Annotated in this window: 16 protein-coding genes and 1 pseudogene; all 17 read right to left on the bottom strand. The window is 68.8% G+C overall.

The features are described 5' to 3' along the window. The 17 genes and pseudogenes from BSL84_RS27715 to BSL84_RS27640 all read right to left on the bottom strand — a co-directional run bounded on the left by BSL84_RS27715 (position 1) and on the right by BSL84_RS27640 (position 25,293). A complete protein-coding gene (locus BSL84_RS27715; protein ID WP_075971398.1) occupies positions 1-945 on the bottom strand; it encodes a TniQ family protein in 945 nt (314 codons plus the stop codon). After that, the gene (locus tag BSL84_RS27710; RefSeq protein ID WP_159393568.1) at positions 938-2,203 is read right to left on the bottom strand and encodes a DUF6221 family protein; all 1,266 of its coding nucleotides are present in this window, start codon (positions 2,201-2,203) and stop codon (positions 938-940) included. The genes BSL84_RS27715 and BSL84_RS27710 overlap by 8 nt, the downstream gene beginning before the upstream one ends. After that, entirely contained in the window at positions 2,200-2,391 is a 192-nt protein-coding gene (locus BSL84_RS27705; RefSeq protein WP_075971396.1) for a hypothetical protein, read from the bottom strand. Before BSL84_RS27705 ends, BSL84_RS27710 begins: the two co-directional genes overlap by 4 nt. Continuing rightward, positions 2,388-2,519, bottom strand: coding sequence for a helix-turn-helix domain-containing protein (locus tag BSL84_RS37110; protein ID WP_234363539.1), 132 nt, complete (start codon positions 2,517-2,519; stop codon positions 2,388-2,390). The genes BSL84_RS27705 and BSL84_RS37110 overlap by 4 nt, the downstream gene beginning before the upstream one ends. A gap of 482 nt (positions 2,520-3,001) precedes the next feature. Next, a complete protein-coding gene (locus tag BSL84_RS27695; RefSeq protein WP_075971395.1) occupies positions 3,002-4,531 on the bottom strand; it encodes an ISL3 family transposase in 1,530 nt (509 codons plus the stop codon). Positions 4,532-4,750: 219 nt separating this feature from the next. Next, positions 4,751-5,543: pseudogene (gene istB, locus BSL84_RS27690) on the bottom strand (IS21-like element helper ATPase IstB). Further along, positions 5,543-7,048 carry an IS21 family transposase gene (istA, locus tag BSL84_RS27685; protein WP_075971394.1) on the bottom strand — a complete coding sequence of 502 codons (1,506 nt, stop codon included), beginning with the start codon at positions 7,046-7,048 and terminating at the stop codon, positions 5,543-5,545. Before istA ends, istB begins: the two are co-directional and overlap by 1 nt. A 94-nt stretch (positions 7,049-7,142) precedes the next feature. Next, positions 7,143-7,340 carry a hypothetical protein gene (locus BSL84_RS37105; RefSeq protein ID WP_234363537.1) on the bottom strand — a complete coding sequence of 66 codons (198 nt, stop codon included), beginning with the start codon at positions 7,338-7,340 and terminating at the stop codon, positions 7,143-7,145. A 101-nt stretch (positions 7,341-7,441) separates the two neighbouring features. Next, complete coding sequence (locus BSL84_RS37100) at positions 7,442-8,125, bottom strand: DUF5710 domain-containing protein (RefSeq protein ID WP_234363643.1); 684 nt, start codon at positions 8,123-8,125, stop codon at positions 7,442-7,444. A 102-nt stretch (positions 8,126-8,227) separates the two neighbouring features. After that, a complete protein-coding gene (locus BSL84_RS27675; RefSeq protein WP_075971393.1) occupies positions 8,228-8,461 on the bottom strand; it encodes a hypothetical protein in 234 nt (77 codons plus the stop codon). Between the two features lie 259 nt (positions 8,462-8,720). Further along, positions 8,721-10,067 (bottom strand): ATP-grasp domain-containing protein, encoded by a 1,347-nt coding sequence (locus BSL84_RS27670; RefSeq protein WP_075971392.1) that lies wholly within the window; start codon positions 10,065-10,067, stop codon positions 8,721-8,723. Between the two features lie 20 nt (positions 10,068-10,087). Continuing rightward, complete coding sequence (locus BSL84_RS27665) at positions 10,088-11,068, bottom strand: aspartyl/asparaginyl beta-hydroxylase domain-containing protein (protein ID WP_075971391.1); 981 nt, start codon at positions 11,066-11,068, stop codon at positions 10,088-10,090. A 24-nt stretch (positions 11,069-11,092) separates the two neighbouring features. After that, the gene (locus BSL84_RS27660) at positions 11,093-12,193 is read right to left on the bottom strand and encodes a cytochrome P450 (RefSeq protein ID WP_159393566.1); all 1,101 of its coding nucleotides are present in this window, start codon (positions 12,191-12,193) and stop codon (positions 11,093-11,095) included. A 39-nt stretch (positions 12,194-12,232) separates the two neighbouring features. After that, positions 12,233-13,531 (bottom strand): MFS transporter, encoded by a 1,299-nt coding sequence (locus BSL84_RS27655; RefSeq protein ID WP_234363536.1) that lies wholly within the window; start codon positions 13,529-13,531, stop codon positions 12,233-12,235. A gap of 161 nt (positions 13,532-13,692) precedes the next feature. Further along, a complete protein-coding gene (locus BSL84_RS27650; RefSeq protein ID WP_075971389.1) occupies positions 13,693-14,751 on the bottom strand; it encodes an amino acid--tRNA ligase-related protein in 1,059 nt (352 codons plus the stop codon). A gap of 21 nt (positions 14,752-14,772) precedes the next feature. After that, on the bottom strand, positions 14,773-16,182 hold the full coding sequence (locus BSL84_RS27645) for an FAD-binding oxidoreductase (RefSeq protein ID WP_199838756.1): 1,410 nt from the start codon (positions 16,180-16,182) through the stop codon (positions 14,773-14,775). Positions 16,183-16,242: 60 nt separating this feature from the next. Then, positions 16,243-25,293 carry a non-ribosomal peptide synthetase gene (locus BSL84_RS27640; protein ID WP_267894051.1) on the bottom strand — a complete coding sequence of 3,017 codons (9,051 nt, stop codon included), beginning with the start codon at positions 25,291-25,293 and terminating at the stop codon, positions 16,243-16,245. Positions 25,294-25,349: the final 56 nt, after the last annotated feature.

The raw sequence follows: 25,349 nt of genomic DNA, 5'->3' as shown, positions 1-25,349 counted from the left end.
TCAGCCAGGAGGCCCCGCCCCGGGCGTGTCCCACCGCACGGACCGGGCTGCGATGCGCACGAGGGCGGACACCGCGGCAGGCGTCCCGTTCTCCAGCGTCCACGACAACGGCGGCTGCCACGGCTGCCCCCGTGTCTCGTGCACGGCGTCGATGACAGGGCCCTCCATCCGGTCGAGCAGACCGGCCAGCGTCTTGCGGTGTGTGACGTCGCGGATGATCAGGACGAGCTGCTGCAGCAGGCGACGCGAGGTCTCGTTGTACGAGACGTCGGCGGGGGTCAGCAGCGCCTGGACACGGCGCTGGACGTGAACGGCCTCCTCGTCGCCCACCGGAAGCGCCGGCATCTCCGCCACCGGGAACCCGCACGTCGCACCGAAGCGCCGTCCGCCACGGCCGTTCCGCACCGCTGGGCGCACGCAGTGCGTGCGCTGTCCGGCGCCGGTCGCCTCCAGACGCCAGTACAACCTGAGGCCGCAGCGCGGACAGCGGTCCACCAGATACACCAGGTGGTCCGCGCACAGAAAAGTCCACCTCAGCCGCCAGCTGAGCAGCCACCGGCCGCCCGACGCCTCGACGCACAGCGGACACGCATCCGAGTGATCGCGGCGCAGCCACAACTGGCTCACGCGCGCACCCTGACCGACGCGCCCGTCGTCCGCAACGAGCTGCGGCAGCGCCGTCGGCGCGTAGAAGGCGAACAGCATCCGCTCCACCTGCGCCGGCCTCAGACCCGTACGCCGCCGCAGGCCTTCCAACTGCTCCGGGCTCAGATGGAACTGGTGGGTGCTGAAACTCGCGCTGCCCTGCAGTCCCAGGGTCCGCAGGGCCGCCGCCCGCGACACCCGCAGACTCGCCGCGACCGTGTCGACCCAACTGACGAACGCCTCCCCCGGGAACGGGGCCGGAACCACCCCGAGCCGCCGGACCGGCTCCTCCTCAGCCACGGCCCGTCCCTCCCCGTCCCTCTTCCCCGGCCACGCTCTCCACGAGGGAGCGCGCCGGGTTCTCGCCCTGGCGGGGCAGCCACGTCACACGGAAGTCCGGATGGCCCGCGTAGGGCAGCAGCAGGCACCGTACGGCGTACCGCAGGGACCTGCCCTCGCGTGTACGGGCAACGGTGGCCGTGCAGGCATCCAGAATCAGCCGCTGGGCCTCGATCCGCTGCCGGAGCAGATCGTCGTCCTCCTCGCCCAGACGCTGTTCCTCCTCACGCAGGCGCGCGTCGAGGAACCTCAGGCACGGCTCGGTAAAGGCGTCCGGCCCGGTGTGCTCGCGGGACCGAGCCCGACGGGTGAACGCCTGCGCGTGCCGCGGGCAGTAGGTGTCCCAGCCATCGGTGTCGCCCAGCACGACGCCGTGCCCGGCCGGCACCCAGGCCAAGCAGCCGCTGTGACGGCAGCGGCCGCCGAACCGGTTCGCGGCCAGTTCGACCTCGCCCCGCTGCCCGGACCGCCTGGCGCCCCAGTTCGGCCGTGCGTGTCCGCTTGCGCCCGTCTCGCCATCGGCGGTGTCGGGACCGGCCTCGGTGGCGATCTTGACGGCGGCGGCCACGAGCAGAGGGCGGTTCCGCTCGCCGCTTCCGCCGGGCGCGAGATAGCGGTCCCAGGCCCGGTGGACCGCCTCGTCGGTCGCGGGCAGCCGAAGGGGCCGTACCGGCGACCACGCGTCCTGCATCGAGCGGTACAGCGCCCCGAGGACGTCCCGTGTCTCCTCTGTCGCCGTGGTGTGCGGGCCGTCGAGCAGGCGGTCGATGTGCCGCTGGCAGGCCAGGAGCGAGGTGTCGCGGACCGGCTTGCCCCGCATGCGGGGGATGTCGCGCCCGCACGGCTGTGCCGGCGTACGCAGCCCCAGCCCCCGGGAGGCTCCGGGACAGATCCAGGACTGCGGATCCCCGGGCCACACCCGGTGCAGGGCGGAACCGCAGCCGGAGCACTGCGAGATCAGGTACCTCTGGTGCCGTACGCACGCGAACGACCAGACGAGCCGCCACTTCAGGAGCCAGCGGCCACCGTTCTCCCGCAGGCACGACGGACAGGCGTTGGAGTGCTTGGGCAGCACCATCCGCTGCCGGTACCGCCACGTGGCCCAGGCCCCGTACTCCTTCGCGTCGTCCGGCGGCAGCGGCTCCAGCGCGCTGCCGGCGTAGTGGGCGAGCGTCATGCTCCGCAGCTGCTGCCCCGTCACCCCGGTGCTCTGGCTCACCGCACGCACGACCGGTCACTGACGCGGTAGCCGAACACGGCCGACACCGTGCTTGAGTTGATCAGGCCCGCCATGCGCAGCGCCTCGGTCCGGGAGACCTGGTTGAGCCGCGCGAGTGCGTCCCCCCAGCTCAGCAGGGACTCGCCGGGATAGGGATCGGGTACGAGCGCGAGCCGACGTGGACTCATGCCCCAGGCTCCCGCCGGGGCGTCGCGGATTCGAGCAGACGGCCCGGAGTGACGCCCAGACCCTGAGCCAGGGCGAGGATGGTCAGCAGCGACGGGTTCCGTTTGCCGTGCTCGATGCCGATGACCATGCGGGCGGACAGGTCGGCGGCTTCGGCGAGCTTCGATGCTCATCCCGCAGCTCTCCCGGGCGTCACGGACCGCGAAACCGAAGGCCTGCAGTCGTGGATGGGGAGCGTTGTGGGGCACCTCGTGATGCCAGCAGGCACACCGAAGAGATGACCATGAACGATCGTGCAGTATCGATGGGTGAAGTGGGGTTCAGCGACCGCGGCGGAAGATCCGCCGCAACAGTGACGGCTCCGCCGCCTCCCGTGGATCCGGCACGGCCGGGGTACGGGGCGGGGCCGGTTCTGCCGCCGACGATGCCGACCGGGTGGCGGCAGGGGTGTCGGCGGGCAGGGCGATGCCGCGTTCGACGGCGATCCGCGCCACGATCTCCCCCGCATCAGCGACGGCAGGCCGCGGGATGCCTCGTCCCGCAACGAGCGTCGCTGCGGTGTCAACGGACTTCTCGAGGTGGCTCTTCGACACTTTCCGTGAATCGGACTGGTCAATGAGCCAGGAGGATGCGCCTGCGGAGGAGATCGAAACCCGCCCGGCCGTAGTGCTGGCGCTTGAGGAGCTTGATTCTCGTGACGTTGCCTTCGACGGCGCCGGAGCTCAGAGGAAGTGTGAGTCCGGCGGTGACGGCGGAGAGGTCCTTGCGGAGTCCGTTGGCGAAGGTGCGGATCTCCTTGACCTGGGACTCGTCTGCCCGGGCGAGCCAAACGTCCAGCTTGTGCCCGTCACGGCGACGCAGGATGGTGGCGAAGCCGCGGGCCAGGCGGCAGGCCTCGGCGATCTCTGGGCAGCGCTCACAGACGTCCTTGAGGTCCTGGCGGGACTGGTCGCTCTGGTTCTCCGGGCGGCCGATGATCCACCGGACGACATCGGCGACCGCGGGTGGCGGCGGAGGAACAGCTCGTGGGCCGTTATGCCTGGCCAGGCTGTTGAGGAATCGACTGACGCTCCTACGGCCTCCGAGGTAGCCGCGGTCGACGAGCTCGTCGAGCAGGGTCTGTGCGTTGTCGCACCCCTCGGCCCACCGACGCGCGAGGTAGGGCTTGTGCGGGGTCAGAGCACTCGAACGGCCGGGCCGCTCGCGTATCAGCGACTCGGCGGTGGTAGCCCTCGCATACCGCCGTACGGTTTTACGGTCGAGCCCGAGCCGGGCGCCGATCGCGTCGATAGTGAGGCCCTGCCGGAGCAAGGTCTGGACGTCGTGGTGCCGTTCGCGGATCTTGCGTTCGTAGGCGGATTCCTCACTCGCAGTGCCCGCCGGACCCGGAGTGGCCTCAGGCACGGGCTCGGGTTCGGGAACCTTCAGGCAGGAGCGGTGGCGGGTGACCGTCTTCTCCAGGCCGGTGGCGAGGTTGTGGAGCAGGTGCCAGCGGTCTGCGACCTGCGGGATTCCGGGCTGGCCTCGTTCGGCGCCCTCGGCGAAGGCGCCGCCGCGGTCGCGGCAGACGGTGCCGATGTGTGGATGCTGGCGGAGCCAGTTGGCGAAGGTGTCGGCCGTGCGGTCGGGCAGGACCTCGACGGGGCGGTGGCTGTTCATGTCGATGAGGATGGCGCCGAAGCGCCGGCCACGGCGGAAGGCGAACTCGTCGACGCCGAGTACGGTCAGCTCGGGCACTTCCGGGAGGTCCATGGAGCGGATCAGCCGCAGGAGCGTGGGCCCGCTCACGGGCGTGGCCAGTCGTTCGGCGAGGCGTTCGCCAGCCTGTCCACCCAGCGCCAACGCGACCTGCCGCAGCAGACGTTGAAGAGCCACGGTCCGTCGTCCGTAGCGGAAGGTGAGCTGGTCGACTTGCTCGGCGAAGGTCTTCTTGGCGCAGCCGGTGTTGTCGCAGAAGAAACGCCGGACTTCGAGGTCGATCGCCGTCTCCTGTCCGGAGACCGCGGCATCGGCGAGCCTGCGGCCATACCGGCTGTGCACTCGGACCGAAACCATGCCGCACCCAGGACAGCGAGCTGTCGCCGCGATACATCTGGCAGCGATCCGTACCGAAGCGCCGACTCGGACAATGCCGTCGACCATCACCTGAGACAAGTACGGAAACAAGACTTTCAGCAGCTCAACCGCATGATCCCCCACCGTGAACGGCTACCCAGGGATCACCGGATTCACGGAAAGTGTCGAAGAGCCCTCGAGGTCCCCGGTGGCGGACACGATGACCCGCCCGCTCGCGGACACTAAAACTCCCCGCGGACAGGAAAACTCCCCACTCTGGTCCGCGTGATCCCTCTGGGGCTGGGGTCAGTGCAGGGGCCTCACCCCCTTGCCGGAGGTGGCCTCGGTGAGCCGGAAAGAGTCACCCTGCGTGACGACGACGTGGGCATGGTGGAGGAGCCGGTCGACGGTCGCGGTGGCGAGGGTCTTGGGCATGATCTCGTCGAACCCGGACGGGTGGAGGTTGGAACTGACGGCCATGGCCCGCCTCTCGTAGGCGGCGTCGACCAGGCGGAAGAAGCCCTCGGCGGCGTCCGCGGAGACGGGCAGGAGCCCGATGTCGTCGACGATGATCAGGTCCGAGCGAATCAGCCGGGTCATCGCTCGGGCGAGGGAGTCGTCGACGCGGTGCCGGCGGACGAGGGCGCCGAGGTCCTCGATCGCGAACCATGCGACGCTGAGCCCGGCTTCAACGGCGGCCTGCCCGAGGGCCTCGGTGAAGTGCGACTTTCCCGTGCCGGAGGGCCCGCAGACACAGAGGTTCTCCTTGCGGGTGATCCACTCCAGTGTCTTGAGCGAGTCCTGGACCTGGCGGGAGATGGAGGACTTCGTCTCGTCCCAGTCGCCGAACGTCTTGCCTGCGGGAAAGCCGGCCCGCTTGCGGCGGGTCCGCAGGTTCGCTGCGTCGCGTCCGGCGGCTCTCCTCGGCGAGGAGGACCCGGACGACTTCGGCCGGGTTTCACCGCTGAGCCTTCGCAGTGGGGATCAAGTCGGTCAGTGCTCGTCGGATGTGCGGGAGTTTGAGCCTTCGGGTCAGCTCGATCGCCTCGGCCAGCGGGTCGCCGTGGGAGCCCGAAACGGTGCGGAGAGGGGTGGCCATCAGTGTTCGTCTCCTTCAGGGGCGACGCCGAATCGGGACCAGGCGGACGTGCCCGGCTGGAGGCTGTGGTTCTCGGACGCTCTCGTCGGTTCGGGGACTGTGCGTCCGATGTGGTGGTCGAGGATGGAGATGAGGTCGTTCTCGGCGAACCGGCCGGCGATCGCCGCGGTGCCCAGGGCCCGGTCGACCTCGGCGGCGCCGTGGAGTTTGGCCAGCTGGATGGCCTCGGCCATCTTCGGCCGCATCCGCCGGGCCCCGGCCGCCGCGGCCTCGACCAGCCAGGACGCGGCCCCGGGCCCGAGGGCGAGGAACGCGGCCTCCTCGGCACTGGTGGCCTTCGGGGTGCGGTCGCCGTCCTTGTTTTCTCGGGGCGGGTAGTGCTCGTCCTTGATAGACGGGTTGCCCGGGGTGGACCGCTGGTGGCGGGCGGCCTCAACCGCGCCGTCCTCGGTGACCGCGGTGACCACGAGTTCGTCGCCGTGGAAGCGGGCCCAGACCGTCTGCCCGGCCAGCTGGTGCGGGACCGAGTAGCGGACCGAGTCCACCGAGATCGTCGCGTCGCCTCCGACCTTCCGGGTCGTCCCGAGTGCCGCGGTGAACGGACTTTCCGGCAGCCGGTGCAGGCGGTGGGCTTCCTCGGCCAGGGCCTCGACGGGCTTGCGCCGGATCGCCCGGTGGACCTTGTTGTTCACCTCGTCGGTGAACAGCCGGCAGGCGTCCTCGAGGTCGGCGAAGTCCCGGTAGGCGGGCCGGAGGTTGATGTCGGTGGGCACCAGGTCCCGTTTCGCGATCCGCACCGTCGCCTCGGAGCCGCCCTTGGACTGCGGGTCGGCCGGGACACAAGTCCTGACCGTGAGCCCGTAGTGGTGGCCGATCTCGATGATCTGCGGATTGCGTACGGGTATTCGCGCGATATGGTCCGTGGTGACCGTCCGCTCGTTGTCCGTGAGCGCGTAGGTCGGGGCCCCGCCGATCCGCCGCAGCGTCGTATCCAGGCAGCCGGCGATCGTGGGCAGGGTCTTGTCGAGCACCGGGATCACGACCCGGAATCTCGACCAGGCCAGCCAGGCGCACCACAGCCAGGTCTTGCGACCTGCGATTTTCGGTCCGTCGCCCCAGTCCCACTGGATCCACAACCCGGGCTCGGGAATCCATGGGCGGAACACTCTTCGGTGGCCGGCCTGATACGACGCCTTCGCCGCGGCGACCGCCCGCCGCGTGGTGCGGTCGGTGCCGGTGAACCCCATCGCCGTGATCTTCTCGTGCACCCGGTCAGCGCCGATCCGGCCGCCGGACCGCTCGATGAGCTCATCGATCTTCGGCAGGTAGTCGTCGATCATCTTCGGCCGCTGCTGCCGCTTCGTCGGGTCCCCTCCATTGCCGCGAAGCTCCACATATCGCTTCACGGTGTGGTGGTCGACCCCGGCCAGCTCGGCCGCCGCACGGTAGCTGCCCGTGAGGTCGTACGCTTCCAGAATCTCCATGATCTCCTCTTTGCTCTTCACACCGGTCAAGAGAACAGACCGGGTGGACTAGACAGCCAAGAGGGATCACGCGTCCATCAGCGGGGACATCCCGTGTCCGCCAGCCGGGAGCCGATCAGACCGCCTGCGGGGAGCTTTGCAGTTCCGCCGTCACTGCGGCGACGCCTCGCCGTTCGCCCGCGCGAGGCGGACGCTGGAGGGTGACCCCGGCGTCGGTGAGCATGCTCAGATCCAGCGTCCAGGCCCTGACCGAGCGCGCCTCCCACACGTTGAACGCATAGCGGATATGGCTGCGGGCCTCGGCATGGCTCATCCCCGTGACCTTGGCCAGAGACGCGAACGCCTTCGACTCCAGGCCACGGACCTGCGCGTATCCGTAGTGGGTGACGGCGTGACAGTCCGTGCACAGGCAAATTAGCCTTTTGAGTCGCTGGACGCGGGCCACATCTCCGTACGCCCACCGCTCGGGGGCCTCCAATCACCGATTGGCGTCCCGGTTCTCCCTGGCTCCGCATGCCTCGCACCGCATCCCGGCACGGCGATGATCATCCGGCGGAGCCGTTCCCAGTCCCACGGCGTCACGCAGGATCGCACGCTGGTAAACCAGCAGCTGGAGGGCACCAGATCGACGAAAAGCCCCCCGCCCAGCGTGCGGTCCTCGCCGGGCAACAGGTCCGACACGTCGGGGGCCGCCGCCCACGGTTCAAGGACGGTCATGCCCTTGCATGGTGCGTACCAGCCCTTGACGGCCGGATCCCACCTCGCGCCGGCGGCCTTGGCCTGGTCCTTCTCCGCGTACGGGACATCCAGCCAGATCCCGTCGACCACCGATCTCCCCTCCCGCGTCCGCCGAGGCGATACAAGGACTCCCCTTCGGCGCCAAGCGACGCTACCGGCCGCCCGCGTACGGTGCCGGACGAGCAGCGATCTTCCGTCGCGTGATGTCCAGATCCACTGGCGGGGAGAACGCGGTGAGGGCGATGCTGGAGCTGAGCGAGCCGAGGGTGCTGGTGCGCGGAAGCCGCCACTGGCCGTGGCGCCAATCGGTCGGAACGCCCTCGACGCTCCGACACCGAACCCGCGCCATGGGCGGGCCATCTGTGCGGAGTTGAGCAGGAACATGCCCGACCCGAGCAGTTGGGCGTACTCGTTTAGGCCGTCGGAAGTGCCCGGTAGCCGGGTTCAGGATTGACTCGGCGATCACGTCGGCATCGCCGTCGTAGCCTTCGAACAGGTCGCGAGGGCATAGGGGTCGGCGCGGTAGAACTCGAAGTTGCCGACGTGCTCGACGCTGCGTTCGGCATACAGGTCAGCAGCCACGTGCCAGATCTCCGGCTCGCCCTCGCCGGTGTCCCACCAGCCCTGCTCGCAGGTGTAGGTGAGGCGGATCGAGCTGACCGGGCCGGGCAGTGCCCGCAGCTCGGGCGACGTCACGCATGCGCCTCCGGGGCCCGGAGGGCTTGGCGTCCGGTGTCGGTGACCTCGACGAGGTCGCCGTGGCTCCCGTCGGCGGGCACCACCACGCGCACGAGGTTCTGCTCCCACGTCGCTGGACGCCGGATGCCCCTGCCGCAGTTCCGTAAACGGTTGCACGGCAGGGGCATGGGGAAGGCTTCTGACCGGCAATAAGCCTGGTCAGCGAATCTGGCCTACAGGCCAGGTCTTGGGCCGAGTGCGACCCAACGGCGCAGGTTCAGGTGTGTGAGGGCTCGTAGACCGAGCCGCCGAGCTTTGCCTGCTCAGGCCACAGCCTCTCATGCCACTCGCGGTGCTCGCGGAACGACATACTCGGGGGCGCGATCACCAGACGCTCGTCTACCCACCGTCGGAGGTCATCCACCCGTGCTGCCAGATCGTCAACGGAGTCAGCCTTCACGACCATGAGCCCCAGACTCTGTCCGATGAATTCGATCGCCTCCGGGAATGAGGTACCGAACGGATGCTCAAACCGAGCGTATTCGACGTAGGGCAACTCCATCACCTCGGACACCGGCGGGTGGCTGATGAGCGTTCCTGGCCTGCCCAGCAAGTGAGTGTGAGCCGCTGCCTCCGGACGAACCTTGACGTCCAGCTTCGGACGTCGCCCCAGGGAACAGAGGACTCCGCACTCGGCAAGATCCACGTTGAACTTGAACAGGACTTCTTCCTGGGTCAGCCCGCCACCGCGTCGGGCAGCGCACTCGCCGAACGTTACCTGTCCGGTTGCGGGGTTGTGGAACAGCTCCATATGGAACACGCCACTCGAGAGGCCCAGTGCCGACAGCGATGCCTCGACCAAGGGTTGTGCCGCCTCGTAGGCCCATGACTCCTGGGTCGGGTCGAACCGGCGGACCCACAGCGCTCGCTGCTCAGTCAGAGCGTTCAGGCACGGCTCGCCGTACTTTCCAAGGGCCAGGAAGAGCAACTCGCCCTCGAAGACGACACCGTCAGCGACCCATTCGTCGCCCTCCACGAACTCTTCCAGCAGGAATGTCCGCCTCGGAATGTTCCGGGCCCGCATGCTGCGGCTGACGGCACTGAGGCCCTCGAAGTCGGTGACGGTGGAGGTGTACCCAGTGCCTCCGAACGAGATGGGCTTGAGCACTGACCGCTTGAAGTCCGTGTCTCTCAGGCTGCTGACATCGTGGATGTCCTCGATGACGAGCGCCGACGCGGTGCTGATACCCGCCTCGCGGATCTTCTGCTTCTGCAGCGCCTTGTCCCGGAAATAGAGGGCCACATCGGGGTCGATCCCGCTGCACCCGAGCATCCGGGAGATCACCCCGGCGTTCATCAGCGTCCAGTCGTCGCCGGAATGCACGCCTGCAAAGCGGGTGTCCTTCAAGCCGGCCCGGTGCAGTGCGGCCAGGACCGACTCCGGATGTCCGGGGTCGTCCGCGCGCACCACGCGAACGCCGTCCTCTGGGATGTGAGGGCCGAAATCCCACGGTTCCGGACCACAGACCGCCACGGTCTGCTGGGCATGCTTGCGGCAGGCGCGCAGAGCGTACCGGTCTACCCCCATATTCAGTATGGGTTGTTCCCGTTCGATGGAAGTCATAGAGCCAACTCTCCTTGCCTTCACAGGTCGTTCTGCCCCGGGCCGTTGCTTCGTACGATCTCGGTGTGGTAGCTGCCGTGCCGGTAACGGAACGAGATCCGCGGAACGCCGTTGACCGTCTCGAACTTCATCGTGCGCTCCTCAGTCCAGCACAGTGGCCGGAACTCCCGCTCGCCCACGCATACCAGTGCCGACTCGTAGAGCCCGTCCATGTGCAGGACGAGTCGGCCGTCGGCAACCCGCAGAGTGCCCTGCAAGTCCGCACCTGCACTCTCGAACTCCTCAGGGGAGGGCGGCTCGGCATACGCCTCGATGAACCCCGCCGGTACGGTCACCGGTCCCGTCAGGGCACGCAGCTCATCCGATGAAGTTGTGATCTCTTCGCGCCAGAACATGATCCCGGTCGGGTCCATCTCCTGCCTCGCTCGGGCTGGGAAGAGCTCCAGCAGGGTCTCGCTGACGTAGCAGTCCACCACCAGGTGTACGCGGGGCTGGGAGCCTCTGTTGTAAAGATGGTGCGGCCTGCCGAAATTCGCGTACCACAGCTCGCCCGGCTGCCACCTGTTCTCGACTCCATCTATCACCAGCACGGCGTGGTCGTTGGTGACGATGGGCAGGTGCAGCCGGGCCCATCCCACCGGCAGGCCGTACGGGTAGTCGGTGTGCTCGGCCACGGACGCGCCCGGCTCCAGCGTCATGTAGCGAACGGCCCGCAGCGGCACATTGAGGCCCTTGAGGATCGACGCCGTGTACGGCGCCATCTGCATCAGTGGCGTATCGGCGTAGTCCACGAGACCGGGACCGCCGGGGTCTGTGCGCTCCGGATCCCCGCCAGGGCCCCTCAACGACAGAACGCGCCAGCCGTCCGTGAGGCTCTGGGTGATCTCTCCCTCACTGTAGGTTGCCTGAGGCTTGAACCGCTCACCGCCCAGAGCGAACAACTCTTCTTGAAGTCTGGAGGCATCGAACTCCGGGAGGAGCTTGACGATATCCGGTCCCATGTGTGCTTACTCCGCTTCGTATGCCTAGAGACGAATGTTCAGGTGGTCGAATCCGCGGTAGGTCCGGTTCTTGCTCCACGTCAGGTCCTGCACACGGGCATCAGGGAACCGTCGGGCGAACCGGGTCAGCAGGGCTGCTGCCTCCATGCGTGCGAGTGGAGCACCCATGCAGTAGTGCATGCCGTGGCCGAACGCGAGGTGGTCGGTCCGCCGCCCGCCGCCCGTGTGGGGCGCCGGGTGTGCCGGGCATGCCGGCGGGTCGAACGGGTCGTGCCCGGTGAGGGACACCAGGACAAGGTCACCGGGGGCGATCGCTTGTCCATCCATCTCCACTCGTGTCTCCGCCGTACGGGCGACATGACCCAGCGGAGGGTGGAGTTCGAGGACCCGTTCGACGATCTCGGCCGTCTCAGTGGCGTGGGCCTCGTCGGCGACCAACTGCGTCAGGCCGTTCTCGATGACGTACCAGAGGGAGAAGCCCATGAGCGCGGCTGTGGTCTCCAGTCCGCCGAAGAGCATCAGCGAACACGTTGCGAGGCGGTCCCGTTCGTCGCCCGAGGTGTAGTTCCAGATGCTGTCCGCCCGGTCAGAGTTCTTCACGAACTCCCCCATGTTGCGCAAGGCGTCCTGTGCGCGGACGGCGAAGTCTCGTCGGTAGGAGGCGGCCAGGAAGTCCGCGATGGCCCGGGCCCAGCCGTGCAGCTGAGCGGCGTCGGTCTTCTCCAGGCCGAGCATCAACGCCATCGTCCGGGCCGAGATCACCCCAGCCAGCTGCGGCATCGCGTCGCCGACACCCTCCTGGGGGAACTCGTCGAGGGCTTCTTCGACAATCTCCTCGATGGACTCATGGAGTTTGCGGATCCGGCCGGGCGAGAACATCCGCTGGACGCCCCGGCGGGCCGCAGTGTGCTGCTCGCCGTCTAGCAGCACGAACCACCGGCTAAGGACGTCCAGCAGTTCGGCGCACTGCTCCTTCATATCCTCCGGGAGGTAACTGCCGGCGTCCGCGGTTCGTGACGACAAAGCGGACTGGCCGAGCGCGGCCTGAGCCGTGTCCTTGTCGGACACGACCCAGGAGCCGAGCTCCTTGTAGTACCGGACCGGGACTGTTGTGTTCTCTTGCACTCTCTCGCCCTTCTCGAACGAGTCGACCTGTGGACGGGTTTATTCGGCGGCGTGTACCCGGTGTGGCACGGTGAGCGGCTCGCTGGGCAGGTCGCGCTGGCGGCGCATGGGGCTCAGCAGAAGGATCATCCCGCAGGGGGCGATCAGCGCCGCCATGATCCACATGGTCGCGAGTGGACCCACCGTGTCACCCAGGACACCGGCCAACAGCGCGCCGACCGGGATCGTGCTGTGCAGCACGAACATGCTGGTGGCGACGACCCTGCCCAGCAGGCTTGGCGGGCAGTAGGACTGCCTGAAGCTGCCGAGGACGACGTTGCAGGCGACGACTCCGGCGATCAGCATGCACGTGCCGACGCAGAAGAACGCCAGCCCCGCTCCCGGAGTGGTAAGGGGGGAAAGCAGCACGAACGGGCCGGTTGCCAACTGGCACACCACGACGCTGCGGGCGGTGCCGAAGCGCTGTCCGAGGGGCCGGGCCACTAGCGACCCCAGGATGCCGCCGAGCCCGGCGACCGCGACGAGACCGCCGACGACGGAGGCATCCACGCCGACCGACTGCACGAGGAAGACGATCTGGATGGTCGTGTAGCCGGTAAGACCCAGGTTGACGACGGCGCCGTACGTGATGATCGGCCGCAAGTACGGGTCCCTGGCGACGAAGCGCAGACCGGTGGCGATCTGCCGGGTGAACGGCTCTTCCCGCTCCCGCTTCGTCCTGGCGGGCTCTCGGCTACGGATGAGCAGGATGCACACAAGGCAGAAGAGGCAGGACAGGACTTCGACGAGGAGACCGGTGGCCGCGCCGAAGGCCGTCACCAGCCCACCGCCAAGTGCAGGTCCGGCAATCCGGGTGGCCGCTTCGGCTCCCTGGATCTTGGCGTTCCCCTCGATGAGGTCCTCCTTGGCGAGGACAGTAGGCAGGTAGACGTTGTATGCCGTCTGGAAGAACAGCGTGGCGGTGCCGGTGAGCAGGGCGACCGCCAGCAGGTGGCCGTACGTCAGGACGTCCAGCCACCAGGCGAGGGGAACACTCGCGAACAGCACCGCGGAGGACGCGTGGCAGGCGATCATGATCGGCCGACGGCTCATGCTGTCGACCCAGGCTCCCGCAGGGAGACCGATGACCAGCCAGGGCAGCCAAACCGCCGACGCGAGCAGGCCGATCTCGAAGGGGCCCGCAGAGAGGTTGAGCAGGGCGATCAGGGGCAGCACCACGCTCGTGACGCCCTTGGCCAGGCCGGCCATCGCGTCGCCCATCCAGAGCAGTCGGAAATCCCGCTGGGCGAGCACGCCCCAGAACGCCTTGCGGGGTGGGGGGAAAGTGTGGTTCGTCACAGGGTCGCTCACCTGTCGCTTCTGTGGGAGGGGCCGCTCGGCTTGGGTCCCTCGCTTTTGCCGTCCTGTCCGGGGCCGGCGCGCGTCCGCCTCGCCCCGGCCCCGGACATAGGGTCGTCGTGCTGTCACCGGCCGGATCGGACTCCGGTGTACGCGCTGTGCTACGGGCGCAGGACCGCTTCTGGCCACGTCTTGGGCTCGTTCAGTCGGGACACCAGCGGGATGTCTCGGATGTCGTGGTGGTTCAGCACCCACATGAGGAACCGCTCCACGCCCATGCCGAAGCCAGCTGTGCGCATGGGCATTTCGCTGCGCATCCGGACGTACCACTCGTACTCCTGCTCGTTGACCCCGTGCAGCGCGATGGACTTGCGGAGCAGGCCGACGTCGGCCTGTCGCTCTCCCGACCCTACGATCTCCCCCAGGCCGAAGTAGAGGTCGGCCGCCCGTACGGTCCGTGCCTCATCGTCACCGAACGCCTGGTAGAAGGGGACCGCGAGGGTGTCGAAGTGGTGGACCCAAAGGAATTCGTCCACGCGCTCCATGAGGAGCCGCTCGCCCTTGCGGGTCAGCGTGCGCCATTCGCCCTCGTCCCGGACGCAGCCCTCGACGTCGCCGATCAGGCGGACGGCCTCCTCGAAGGTGATCTGCTCGAACGCCTCGGGACGGCCGGCCATCCGTTCCAGGTGCGAGATGTCGCCCCGGGCGGCGGCGAGCCGGTCGCCCTGCTGCGCCAGGATCGCCGAGGCCAAGGCCTTCACGTAGCCGTTGACGTAGTCGATGAGCTCGTCCAGCCCACCGGGGATCTCGGCCTCGCTGTGGGTGAACTGGTTCAGGTGCGTCTCGTCCGGTTCCTCACCACGGAACGAAGGCATGATGGTGTAGCAGCCGCCCGGTGATATTCGGCAGCCGTACTCCAGCAGAAACTGCATGGAATCGGGGAGGTAGGTGTCGACGCCAAGGATCTTCACCGGAACCGGCTCGGCGTCACTGCCCAGGGCGGTGGGGCAGGTGATTGTACGGGTGGTCAGCGGCAGGTGCAGGTTCTTCAGGCCACGGGAGCGGGCGTACTCCATGGTGGTGGTGACGAAGACATCGTGGAGGTCACCGACGAGCGCATACCAGGGGGACCGCAATGCCTCCAGGAAGGCACCTGGCTCGTTGCTGGCGAAGACGGAGGGCGGAATGACAGTCGGTCGAGGGGAAGACGGCTGGGACATGGGGTGTTCCTTCCTGACGTGCTATTCGGCTCGGGCCGGCACGATGTTCTGGTTGCTGCGCAGCACGTTGGCGGGGTCGTACTGCGACTTCAGGGCCATAAGGTTGCGGTAGCGATCCTCCCGGTAGACCTCGCGCACCTTCGCCGCCGGCTCGTCCTGGACGTAGTTGACGTAGGCACCGCCGTAATGCCAGGGCTCCAGCTGTTCCACGCTGCGCCGGGTCCAAGCGATGTTCTCTGCGTCCTGCGCGGGGTCGGTCCACTGCGCGGACGCCGTGTAGATGTAGGGGGCGTCCCGGCGCGGGAAGGCCGACTCCGCATCCGGAACGCCGGTGATCTCACCACGCAGGTACTCGAAGTCGATCGAGGAGAGCGGGGACCTGACGTCCCGCGCAGAGGTGAGGAACGCGGCCGCGGCCTCCGGCGAGATGTCGCCCAGGTAGCAGGACTTGGTGAAGTACCGGTTGCCGTGGGGCTCGCCGTGGTCCCCCAGCGCCTGGAGCTCCGCGTACGTCAGCTGCCGGGACAGGGAGCCGGCGGGAACCGCCTTGCCGAAGAGGCCCGTGGCGGCCTCGGGACCCTGCTCCGGTGCGCCAAGCCAGACCGCGGTCAGGAAGAGGGCGGGCTGGCCCCACAAGGAGCGGGGGATCCAGTCCTGCCGACCCGCGATCTTCATGCAGCCGACCGCGTGCATGTCCGGGTGCTGGTTCTCGGCGAACACGCGGTACTCGGCGAGGGCTCGGGCGGCCTCGTCGAGGGGGTAGACACCGACCTGGTGGTGGACGCTGCCGACCTGCCGGAGCCGCAGCCGGAAGCGGGTGACGATGCCGAAATTGCCGCCGCCCCCGCGCAGGCCCCACAGGAGATCGGCGTGCTCGTCGGGGGTCGCCTGCACGATGGAGCCGTCCGCCAGGACGACCTCTGCGGCCAGGATGTGGTCACAGGTCAGGCCCCACTTCCGGGCCAGCCAGCCGTATCCGCCGCCCAGGGCGAGACCGGCGAGACCAGTGTGCGACACGACGCCCGCCGGGCAGGCGAGGCCGTGGGGGGTGGTCGCCGCATCGACGTCGGCGAGGAGGCAGCCGCCCTCGGCCTCCGCCACCTCGGCGGCCAGGTCGACGCTGACGGCCCGCATCAGTGACAGGTCGATCATCAGGGCGCCGTCGGCGACGGCGGTCCCGGCGACGTTGTGGCCCCCGCCGCGGACCGTGACGGGAAGACCGGCGGTGCCCGCGTAGCGCACGGCGGCGCTGACGTCCTCCGCGGTGAGGCAGCGGGCGATGAGGGCGGGGCGCCGGTCGTGCATCCCGTTCCAGACCTTGCGGACGTCGTCGTATCCAGCGTCCCCTGGAGACAGCAGCTGTCCCGTGAACTGGGTGCGCAACCCCGCGTGGGAGTCGTGCCCGCGGGACTGTCCGTCCACGTCAATCACTGCAATCAATACCTTCCGGTGTAGGAGCGCACGCCATGGGTGCGCGGGGTACGGAGCGGGTCAGGCGTGCGGCAGCTCGTCCAGAGCTGCGGTCAGCGCCTGCACGATCTGCTCGCGGGGTTCAGGGTTCATGACTTCTTCGTGGGCACACGGGAGCGGCCGGACATCCAGCGCGTCGGCGTACGGCTGCCAGGAGTCGGGCATCGGGCTCAGTTCGGTGCGTCCTTCGGTGGCGACGAAGTAGAGGACCCGGCCGCTGAACCTCCGGGGTGCCCAGGAGGCCGCCAGCCGGCTGGAGCCTACGCCGGCGGCGAGCATCCGCTGGAAGGTGTCGGCGTCGAAGGACAGGCCGGCCAGGACGTCCGAGCGCAGCTTTTCGAGATGGCCGGCGAAGTCGGCCGCGCCTTCCGTCGCGTCGAGGGGCGCCGCGGCCAGGGTGGCCAGGATGCCGAACTCGTCCCACTGGGCCGGCGTGGCGTAGTCCGGGCAGGGCCACTCGGCACCCGGGTAGGAGTCCACGAGGGCGAGCAGGTCGACCTCGTCCCCCTCGGACTGCAGTCGGGCGGCCAGGGCCTGGGCGATGTTGCCGCCGAGCGACCAGCCCAGGAACCGGTACGGTCCGGCCGGCTGTACCCGCCGTATCTCACCGACGAGTTGTGACAGCAGTGCCTCGAAGTCGACGGGCGGTGCGGAGTCCGGAGTGAGGCCGGGCGTCTGCAGTCCGTACACCTGTGTTCCGGCGGGCAGTTCCTGCGCGAGCGGCAGGTAGCTCCAGGCGAGACCCGAGGCGGGGTGGACGCAGAATAGTGGAGCGCGTCCGGTGCCGGGTCGCAGCGGCAGCAGCACGTCGAAGTCGCTGCCCGTGCCGCCGTTGCGGTCGGCGCCGAGCAGGCCGGCGGGAGTGGGATTCCGGTACAGGTCGCGGATGCCGAGTTCCAGGCCGAGGGCGGCACGTACGCGGCCGATCAGCCGCATCGCGAGCATCGAGTGCCCGCCGAGGTCGAAGAAGTTGTCCTCGACACCCACCCGCTCCAGACCCAGCACCTCAGCGAACAGACCGCACAGGATCTCCTCCCGCGGCGTCCGCGCCTGCCCGCCCACCACCAACGACGACACATCCGGAACCGGCAACGCAGCACGGTCCAGCTTCCCGTTCACCGTCAACGGCAACGCATCCAGCACCACGAAGAACGACGGCACCATGTACTCCGGCAGCACCTCACCCACCCGGCGCCGCAACACCTCCACATCCACACCCACACCGGCATCAGCAGCCACCACATACGCCACCAACCGCTTCTCACCCGGCCGGTCCTCACGCACCACCACAACCGCCTGACGGACCGACTCCTCCCGGCCCACCACCGCCTCCACCTCACCAGGCTCCACCCGGAACCCACGCACCTTCACCTGGTGATCCACACGCCCCACGAACTCCAACTCACCACCGGAGTTCCACCGCACCAGATCACCCGTCCGGTACATCCGCTCACCCGCACCACCAAACGGATCAGCCACAAACCGCTCAGCGGTGACGCCGAACCTGCCGGCGTAGCCGCGGGCCAGGCCCGCGCCGGCGACGTAGAGCTCGCCGATGACGCCGGCGGGCAGCAAGTGCAGGTTCTCGTCCAGCACGTACACGCGGGTGTTGGCCAGGACCTCGCCGATGGGTGCACGGACGGCACTGGCGTGCTGGTCCCTGTCGATCACGGAGATCGAGACGTCGTCCGAGCACTCGGCGGGACCGTAGACGTTGGCCATGGGGATGTCGGGGAAACGCGCGTACCAGCGTGTTACCAGGTCCGGCGGCAGCTCCTCGCCGTGCACGAGCATCCAGCGCAGGCCAGCGAACCGGTCCACGGTGGAGTCGTCCAGGTCCCAGGTGTCGAGGATCGCGCGCAGCACCGCGGGCACGATCTGCAGGACAGTCACGCCATGTTTGGCCACGCACTCAAGCGTCGCCAGCGGATCCCGGTTGGTGTCGTCGTCCATGATGTGGACCCGGCCGCCGGCCAGAAGCATCGTCAGCGCCTGCCACACCGAGACGTCGAAGGTCAGCGGGGCGTTGAAGGCCATGGTGTCGTTGTGGTCCAGGCCGTACAGGTCCACCACGGCGCGGAGGTGGTTGGCCAGGCCGCGGTGCGGGACGAGCACGCCCTTGGGGTGGCCCGTGGAACCGGAGGTGAAGACGGAGTAGGCGATGCAGTCCTGGAGCTCAGCCATGTCGGGACCGTGCCACGCGTCGGTCGTCTCCGGGGGGCTCGTGAGCAGCAGCCGTATGGAGCCCGAGGTGGCGGTGATCACGGCGGATGCCCGTTCCCGCAGCTCAGGGGCGGCCACCAAGTAGGCGACGCCCGCATCGTCGAGCATCCGCGCGGCCCGTTCCACGGGGATGCCGCTGTCCAGCGGCATGTAGCCGCCTCCGGTACCCAGGACGCCCAAGACGACGGAGACGTACCAGGGGCTGCGCTCCGACAGCACCGCTGTGATCGAGTCCGGTCCCACGCCGGCGTCGGCCAGGACACGGGAGACAGCGTCCGCGCCCGCGGCGAGATCGCGGTAGGTGAAGCTGCTGTGGTCATCGGAGACAGCCGGGGCGTCGGGGCGCTCTGCCGCGAGCCGACGTACGTGTGCCGCCAGGTCCATCGGGCGCTCGGGGACCTGGGGGCCCTGCCACTGCACCAGCTGCTGATGCCGCTCCTGCGCGGACAGCAGTTCTACGTCGCCGATACGCAGGTCCGGGTCGGACGTCACGGCTTCCAGCAGGCATACGAGGCGTTCGGCCATCGCCCGCACAGTGGAACGGTCGAAGAGGTCGGTGGCGTACTCCCAGGAGGTCCGCAGACCGGCCGGGCGGCCGTCGCTGTCGCGCCGACTCTCGAAGTCCACGGAGAGGTCGAACTTCGAGGTGGGCGTGGTCTGGGCCAGAACCTCGGCCCGCAGCCCCGGCAGTTGTACCTCGTCTACTCCGAAGCCATCGTTGAGGGCGACCAGGACCTGGAACAGCGGGTGCCAGGCGAGGGACCGCTCGGGATTGAGGGCCTCGACGACCCGGTCGAAGGGCACGTCCTGGTGGGCGTACGCCTCCAGGTCGGCCCTGCGCACTCGTTCCAGCAGTTCGGCGAAGGTCGGGTCGCCGGAGGTGTCGGTGCGCAGCACGAGTGTGTTGACGAAGAAGCCGACCAGCTCGTCCAGAGAGGCGTCGGACCGCCCGGCGACGAGTGTGCCCACGGGCACGTCGTGGCCGGCTCCCGACCGGCTGAGGATCACCGCGACGGCGGCCTGGAGCACCATGAAGACCGTGCATTGACGGGCCTGGGCGAGTTCCTGGGCGCGGGCGTGGAGCGCCGGCTCCATGGTGATCTCGACGGTGGCGCCTTCGTAGCTGGCGACACCCGGACGTGGGCGGTCGAAGGGGAGTTCCAGCTGCTCGGGGAGGCCGGCGAGGGCATTCCTCCAGAATTCGGTGTGGGTGGCGAGGGTGCTGTCGGGGTCTTGTTCGTCACCGAGGAGCTCGCGATGCCACAGGGTGTAGTCGGCGTACTGCACCGGCAGCGGCGCCCAGTCCGGCTCCTCGCCAGCGCACCGCGCCCGGTAGGCCTGTGCCAGGTCCCGCAGAAGCGGCCGCATGGACCAGCCGTCGCCGGCGATGTGGTGCACCAGGATCAGCAGCACCGACTCCTCGCCGGCAGAGGTGAACAGCCAGGCTCGCAGGGGCACTTCGCATGTCACGTCGAACACGCTCTGCGCGGCCTCCGTCACCAGCCCCTCCCGCTCGGCCGGCGAGCACTCCACCACGGTCAGCCGCGGGCGCGCCTCCTCGGCGGACAGGACCTGCTGGAACGGCTCGCCCTCGATGTGCGGGAACACCGTCCGCAGGGCCTCGTGGCGGCCCACCACGTCGGCGATAGCCGCCTCCAGCGCCGCCGTGTCGACGACACCGGACAACCGCATCGGAACCGGGATGTTGTAGGTCGGGCTCGGCCCTTCCAACTGCGCCAGGAACCACAGCCGCTGCTGCGCGAAGGACAGCGGCACGCGCTCCGGCCGCACCCCCGCAGACAGCACCGCCCGGGACCGGGAACCGCTGGAGTGTTCCTCCCGGCCGAGGAGTGTGGCGACGGCGGACACCGTGGGCGTCTGGAAGAGGTCGCGGATGCCGAGTTCCAGGCCGAGGGCGGCACGTACGCGGCCGATCAGCCGCATCGCGAGCATCGAGTGCCCGCCGAGGTCGAAGAAGTTGTCCTCGACACCCACCCGCTCCAGACCCAGCACCTCAGCGAACAGACCGCACAGGATCTCCTCCCGCGGCGTCCGCGCCTGCCCGCCCACCACCAACGACGACACATCCGGAACCGGCAACGCAGCACGGTCCAGCTTCCCGTTCACCGTCAACGGCAACGCATCCAGCACCACGAAGAACGACGGCACCATGTACTCCGGCAGCACCTCACCCACCCGGCGCCGCAACACCTCCACATCCACACCCACACCGGCATCAGCAGCCACCACATACGCCACCAACCGCTTCTCACCCGGCCGGTCCTCACGCACCACCACAACCGCCTGACGGACCGACTCCTCCCGGCCCACCACCGCCTCCACCTCACCAGGCTCCACCCGGAACCCACGCACCTTCACCTGGTGATCCACACGCCCCACGAACTCCAACTCACCACCGGAGTTCCACCGCACCAGATCACCCGTCCGGTACATCCGCTCACCCGCACCACCAAACGGATCAGCCACAAACCGCTCAGCCGTCAACCCCGCACGCCCCACATAACCACGCGCCAGACCCGACCCCGCGATATACAACTCACCCACCACACCCGCAGGCACCAAACCCAAACCCTCGTCCAGCACATACACCCGCGTATTCGCCAACGGCACACCGATCGGCACCGACGAACCGATCGGCGGCTGCGTCATGCGCCGGCGCAGGGCGAAGGTCGTCGCCTCGGTGGGGCCGTACGAGTTCGCGACCACCGTTCCGGTGCCGAGGGCGGTCACCCGGCGGACGGCAGCTGCCGAGACGGCTTCGCCGCCGCAGGAGATCTCGCGGAGCGAGGCGAGGACCTCAGGCTCCTCATCGGCAAACAGCGCGAACAGGGAGGAGGTGAGCCAGGCCGCGGTGACCCCGTGTTCGGTGATCACCCGGCTCAGCTGCGCGACGTCGGCGAGTCCGGGCGGGGCCACGACGACGGTGTTGCCGGACAGCAGGGGGACCCAGAGCTCGAAGGTCGACGCGTCGAAGGCGAAGTTCGAGTGCAGCAGAACACGGGCGTGCTCGCCGCCCTCCCACGAGCGATCCCGGGCGAGTTCGACAATGTTGCGGTGCGTGGTCGCGACACCCTTGGGCCGACCCGTCGAGCCGGAGGTGAACATGACGTAGGCGAGCGCCGCGGCACCACCGCAGTCGGCCACCGGGTTGTCGGTGGGGGCGTCCCCGAAGGTGTCCGCGTCTTCGACGCCGACGGCAAACGGCCCGTCGGTCGTGGTCACGAGGAGGTCCGCGGCGGAGGCGGTCGCCTTGTCGGTGAGGACGGCGACGGCTCCGGTCTCCTCCAACATCAGGCGGATGCGCGCCGCGGGCTGGCCGGCTGCCAAGGGCACGTAGGCGGCCCCTGCTTTGAGTACGGCCAGCAGGCCGACAATCAGCAGCGGCGAACGCTCCACGGCCACCGCCACCGTGCCACCCGGCCGGACGCCGAGGCCGATCAAGTGGTGCGCCAGCCGGTTGGCCCGCGCGTTGAGCTCGGCGTACGTCAGGCTCCCCTCGTCCGAGGCCACGGCCACCGCGTCCGGCACCCGCCGGACCTGCTCCTCAAAGAGCTCATGGACACACGCGTCCGCCGGATACTCCGCAGCCGTATCGTTGTACTCAACCAGCAGACGGTGCCGCTCCTCGGGCGTGAGTAGTTCGAGCGTGCTGAGGCGGCGCTCGGGGTTCCGTACGGCCTGCCGCAGGACGATGACCAGGCGGGTCGCGAGGGCCTCGGCCGTGGACTGGTCGAAGAGGTCGGTCGCGTACTCCAGGACTCCGGAGATGCTCTGCGCCACTCCCTCGCGGGTCCGCACCTCGTCCAGGTAGAGGCCCAGATCGAACTTGGCTACGGCCGTGGGCACCATGCCCGCCGATCCGCTCAGTCCCGAGAGTTCGACCGCACTGGAGGCGCCTGCGCCAAAGGCCAGCGCGACCTGAAACAGGGGGTGGCGGGCCGGGGATCGCTGAGGGTTGAGGGCTTCCACGACCCGGTCGAAGGGCATGTCCTGGTGCGCGTACGCCTCCACGTCGGAAGTCCGTACGCGGTCCAGCAGTTCGGTGAAGGTCGGATCGCCGGAGGTGTCGGTGCGCAGCACGATCATGTTTGCGAAGAAGCCGACCAGCTCGTCCAGGGAGGCGTCGGACCGCCCGGCCACCGGGGTGCCGAGGGGGATGTCGCCACCCGCTCCGGACCGACTCAGCAGTGCGGCGAATGCGGCCTGGATCACCATGAAGACCGTGAGCTGGCGGTCCTGGGCGAGGCGTACGAGGTCCTCGTAGAGCTCGTGCTCCACGGTGATCACCACGCCTGCACCGGCGTGGCTGGCTGTGGTGGACCTGGGCCGGTCCACGGGCAATGCCGTCTCCTCCGGCAGGCCCTTCAGGTACGTGCGCCAGAATTCGGTGTGGGTGGCGAGGGTGCTGTCGGGGTCTTGTTCGTCACCGAGGAGCTCGCGATGCCACAGGGTGTAGTCGGCGTACTGCACCGGCAGCGGCGCCCAGTCCGGCTCCTCGCCAGCGCACCGCGCCCGGTAGGCCTGTGCCAGGTCCCGCAGAAGCGGCCGCCTGGACCAGCCGTCGCCGGCGATGTGGTGCACCAGGATCAGCAGCACCGACTCCTCGCCGGCAGAGGTGAACAGCCAGGCTCGCAGGGGCACTTCGCATGTCACGTCGAACACGCTCTGAGCGGCCTCCGTCACCAGCCCCTCCCGCTCGGCCGGCGAGCACTCCACCACGGTCAGCCGCGGGCGCGCCTCCTCGGCGGACAGGACCTGCTGGAACGGCTCGCCCTCGATCTGCGGGAACACCGTCCGCAGGGCCTCGTGGCGGCCCACCACGTCGGCGATAGCCGCCTCCAGCGCCGCCGTGTCGACGACACCGGACAACCGCATCGGAACCGGGATGTTGTAGGTCGGGCTCGGCCCTTCCAACTGCGCCAGGAACCACAGCCGCTGCTGCGCGAAAGACAGCGGCACGCGCTCCGGCCGCACCCCCGCAGACAGCACCGCCCGGGACCGGGGCTCCTCAGAGGTCTCTTCGGCGGGCAGCAGTGCACCGATGCCGGCGGGAGTCGGGCTCCCGAACAGGACTCGGATGTTCAACTCGGCGCCGAGGGTGGCACGTACTCGGCCTATCAGGCGCATCGCGTCGAGTGAGTCGCCGCCGAGGTCGAAGAAGTTGTCCTCGACACCCACCCGCTCCAGACCCAGCACCTCAGCGAACAGACCGCACAGGATCTCCTCCCGCGGCGTCCGCGCCTGCCCGCCCACCACCAACGACGACACATCCGGAACCGGCAACGCAGCACGGTCCAGCTTCCCGTTCACCGTCAACGGCAACGCATCCAGCACCACGAAGAACGACGGCACCATGTACTCCGGCAGCACCTCACCCACCCGGCGCCGCAACACCTCCACATCCACACCCACACCGGCATCAGCAGCCACCACATACGCCACCAACCGCTTCTCACCCGGCCGGTCCTCACGCACCACCACAACCGCCTGACGGACCGACTCCTCCCGGCCCACCACCGCCTCCACCTCACCAGGCTCCACCCGGAACCCACGCACCTTCACCTGGTGATCCACACGCCCCACGAACTCCAACTCACCACCGGAGTTCCACCGCACCAGATCACCCGTCCGGTACATCCGCTCACCCGCACCACCAAACGGATCAGCCACAAACCGCTCAGCCGTCAACCCCGCACGCCCCACATATCCACGCGCCAGACCCGACCCCGCGATATACAACTCACCCACCACACCCGCAGGCACCAAACCCAAACCCTCGTCCAGCACATACACCCGCGTATTCGCCAACGGCACACCGATCGGCACCGACGAACCGATCGGCACATCGGGACGGATGTCGTACGTGGTGGAGAAGCCCAGGTTCTCGACAGGCCCGTAGCCGTTGAGCAGTTTCATCTGGGGGAACATCTTCCGGGCCCGCTCCACGTGGGCGACGGAGGCGGCCTCTCCGGCGGTCATGACCTCGCGGACGTTTTCGAAGGCTTCCGGGTACTCGTCGAGGACGAGGTTGAAGAGCCCTGCGGAGAGCTGGAGCGCGGTCACCCCGTACGTGCGTACCAGGCGGGCGAAATCGGCCGGCTCGGGCCGCTGCCCCGGCTGGATGACCGTCGTACCGCCGTGGATCAGCGGTCCGAACACTTCCAGCGCGAAGGCGTCCCAGGACACGGGCGAGCACTGGAGGAAGACCTGGTCGGCGTCGAAGGCCAGGTAGGCCTGCCCTGTGTAGGTGCTGACGAGGGCTCGGTGGGGTGACGCCACGCCCTTGGGCCGGCCGGTGGAGCCGGAGGTGAACATGACGCAGGCTATGGCATCGGGGCGGACCTCGATGCCCAGGTCATTGGCGGAGGCCGCCGACGGGCCGGCCGCGTCCAGGCGAACCTCGGTGAGGTACGGGGTGCTCAGCCGTCCGGCCGTCGCTTCGTGCGTGATCACGACAGGCGCGCCGGTGTCCTCGAGGACCGCCGTCAGGCGCTCGTGCGGAAAGTCCGGGTCGAGCAGTGTGTAGGCGCAGCCCGCCTTGAGCGCAGCCATCAGCCCAACGATCAGGTCAGGGCTGCGCTCGACGTGGACGGCCAGGACCTGGCCGGGGCGGACGCCAAGCCCGATCAAGTGGTGCGCCAGCCGGTTGGCCCGCGCGTTGAGCTCGGCGTACGTCAGGCTCCCCTCGTCCGAGGCCACGGCCACCGCGTCCGGCACCCGCCGGACCTGCTCCTCAAAGAGCTCATGGACACACGCGTCCGCCGGATACTCCGCAGCCGTATCGTTGTACTCAACCAGCAGACGGTGCCGCTCCTGAGCAGACAACATGTGAGACGCAAACACGAGGAACCCCTTCTGGCCCTGCCGTACGGAAGAAAAGGCGA

This window comes from Streptomyces sp. TN58 (assembly GCF_001941845.1).
Lineage (GTDB): Bacteria > Actinomycetota > Actinomycetes > Streptomycetales > Streptomycetaceae > Streptomyces.
The sequence above is the reverse complement of the archived record's forward strand: the minus strand, read 5'-3'. Positions and strand labels throughout refer to the sequence as shown.

Coding starts and splice junctions, on each gene's coding strand:
- BSL84_RS27670 (WP_075971392.1), bottom strand. CDS start 10,067: ATGACTTCCATCGAACGGGAACAACCCATACTGAATATGGGGGTAGAC.
- BSL84_RS37110 (WP_234363539.1), bottom strand. CDS start 2,519: ATGGTCATCGGCATCGAGCACGGCAAACGGAACCCGTCGCTGCTGACC.
- BSL84_RS37100 (WP_234363643.1), bottom strand. CDS start 8,125: ATGGCCCGCCCATGGCGCGGGTTCGGTGTCGGAGCGTCGAGGGCGTTC.
- BSL84_RS37105 (WP_234363537.1), bottom strand. CDS start 7,340: ATGAGCCATGCCGAGGCCCGCAGCCATATCCGCTATGCGTTCAACGTG.
- BSL84_RS27650 (WP_075971389.1), bottom strand. CDS start 14,751: ATGTCCCAGCCGTCTTCCCCTCGACCGACTGTCATTCCGCCCTCCGTC.
- BSL84_RS27705 (WP_075971396.1), bottom strand. CDS start 2,391: ATGAGTCCACGTCGGCTCGCGCTCGTACCCGATCCCTATCCCGGCGAG.
- BSL84_RS27640 (WP_267894051.1), bottom strand. CDS start 25,293: ATGTTGTCTGCTCAGGAGCGGCACCGTCTGCTGGTTGAGTACAACGAT.
- BSL84_RS27665 (WP_075971391.1), bottom strand. CDS start 11,068: ATGGGACCGGATATCGTCAAGCTCCTCCCGGAGTTCGATGCCTCCAGA.
- BSL84_RS27695 (WP_075971395.1), bottom strand. CDS start 4,531: ATGGTCGACGGCATTGTCCGAGTCGGCGCTTCGGTACGGATCGCTGCC.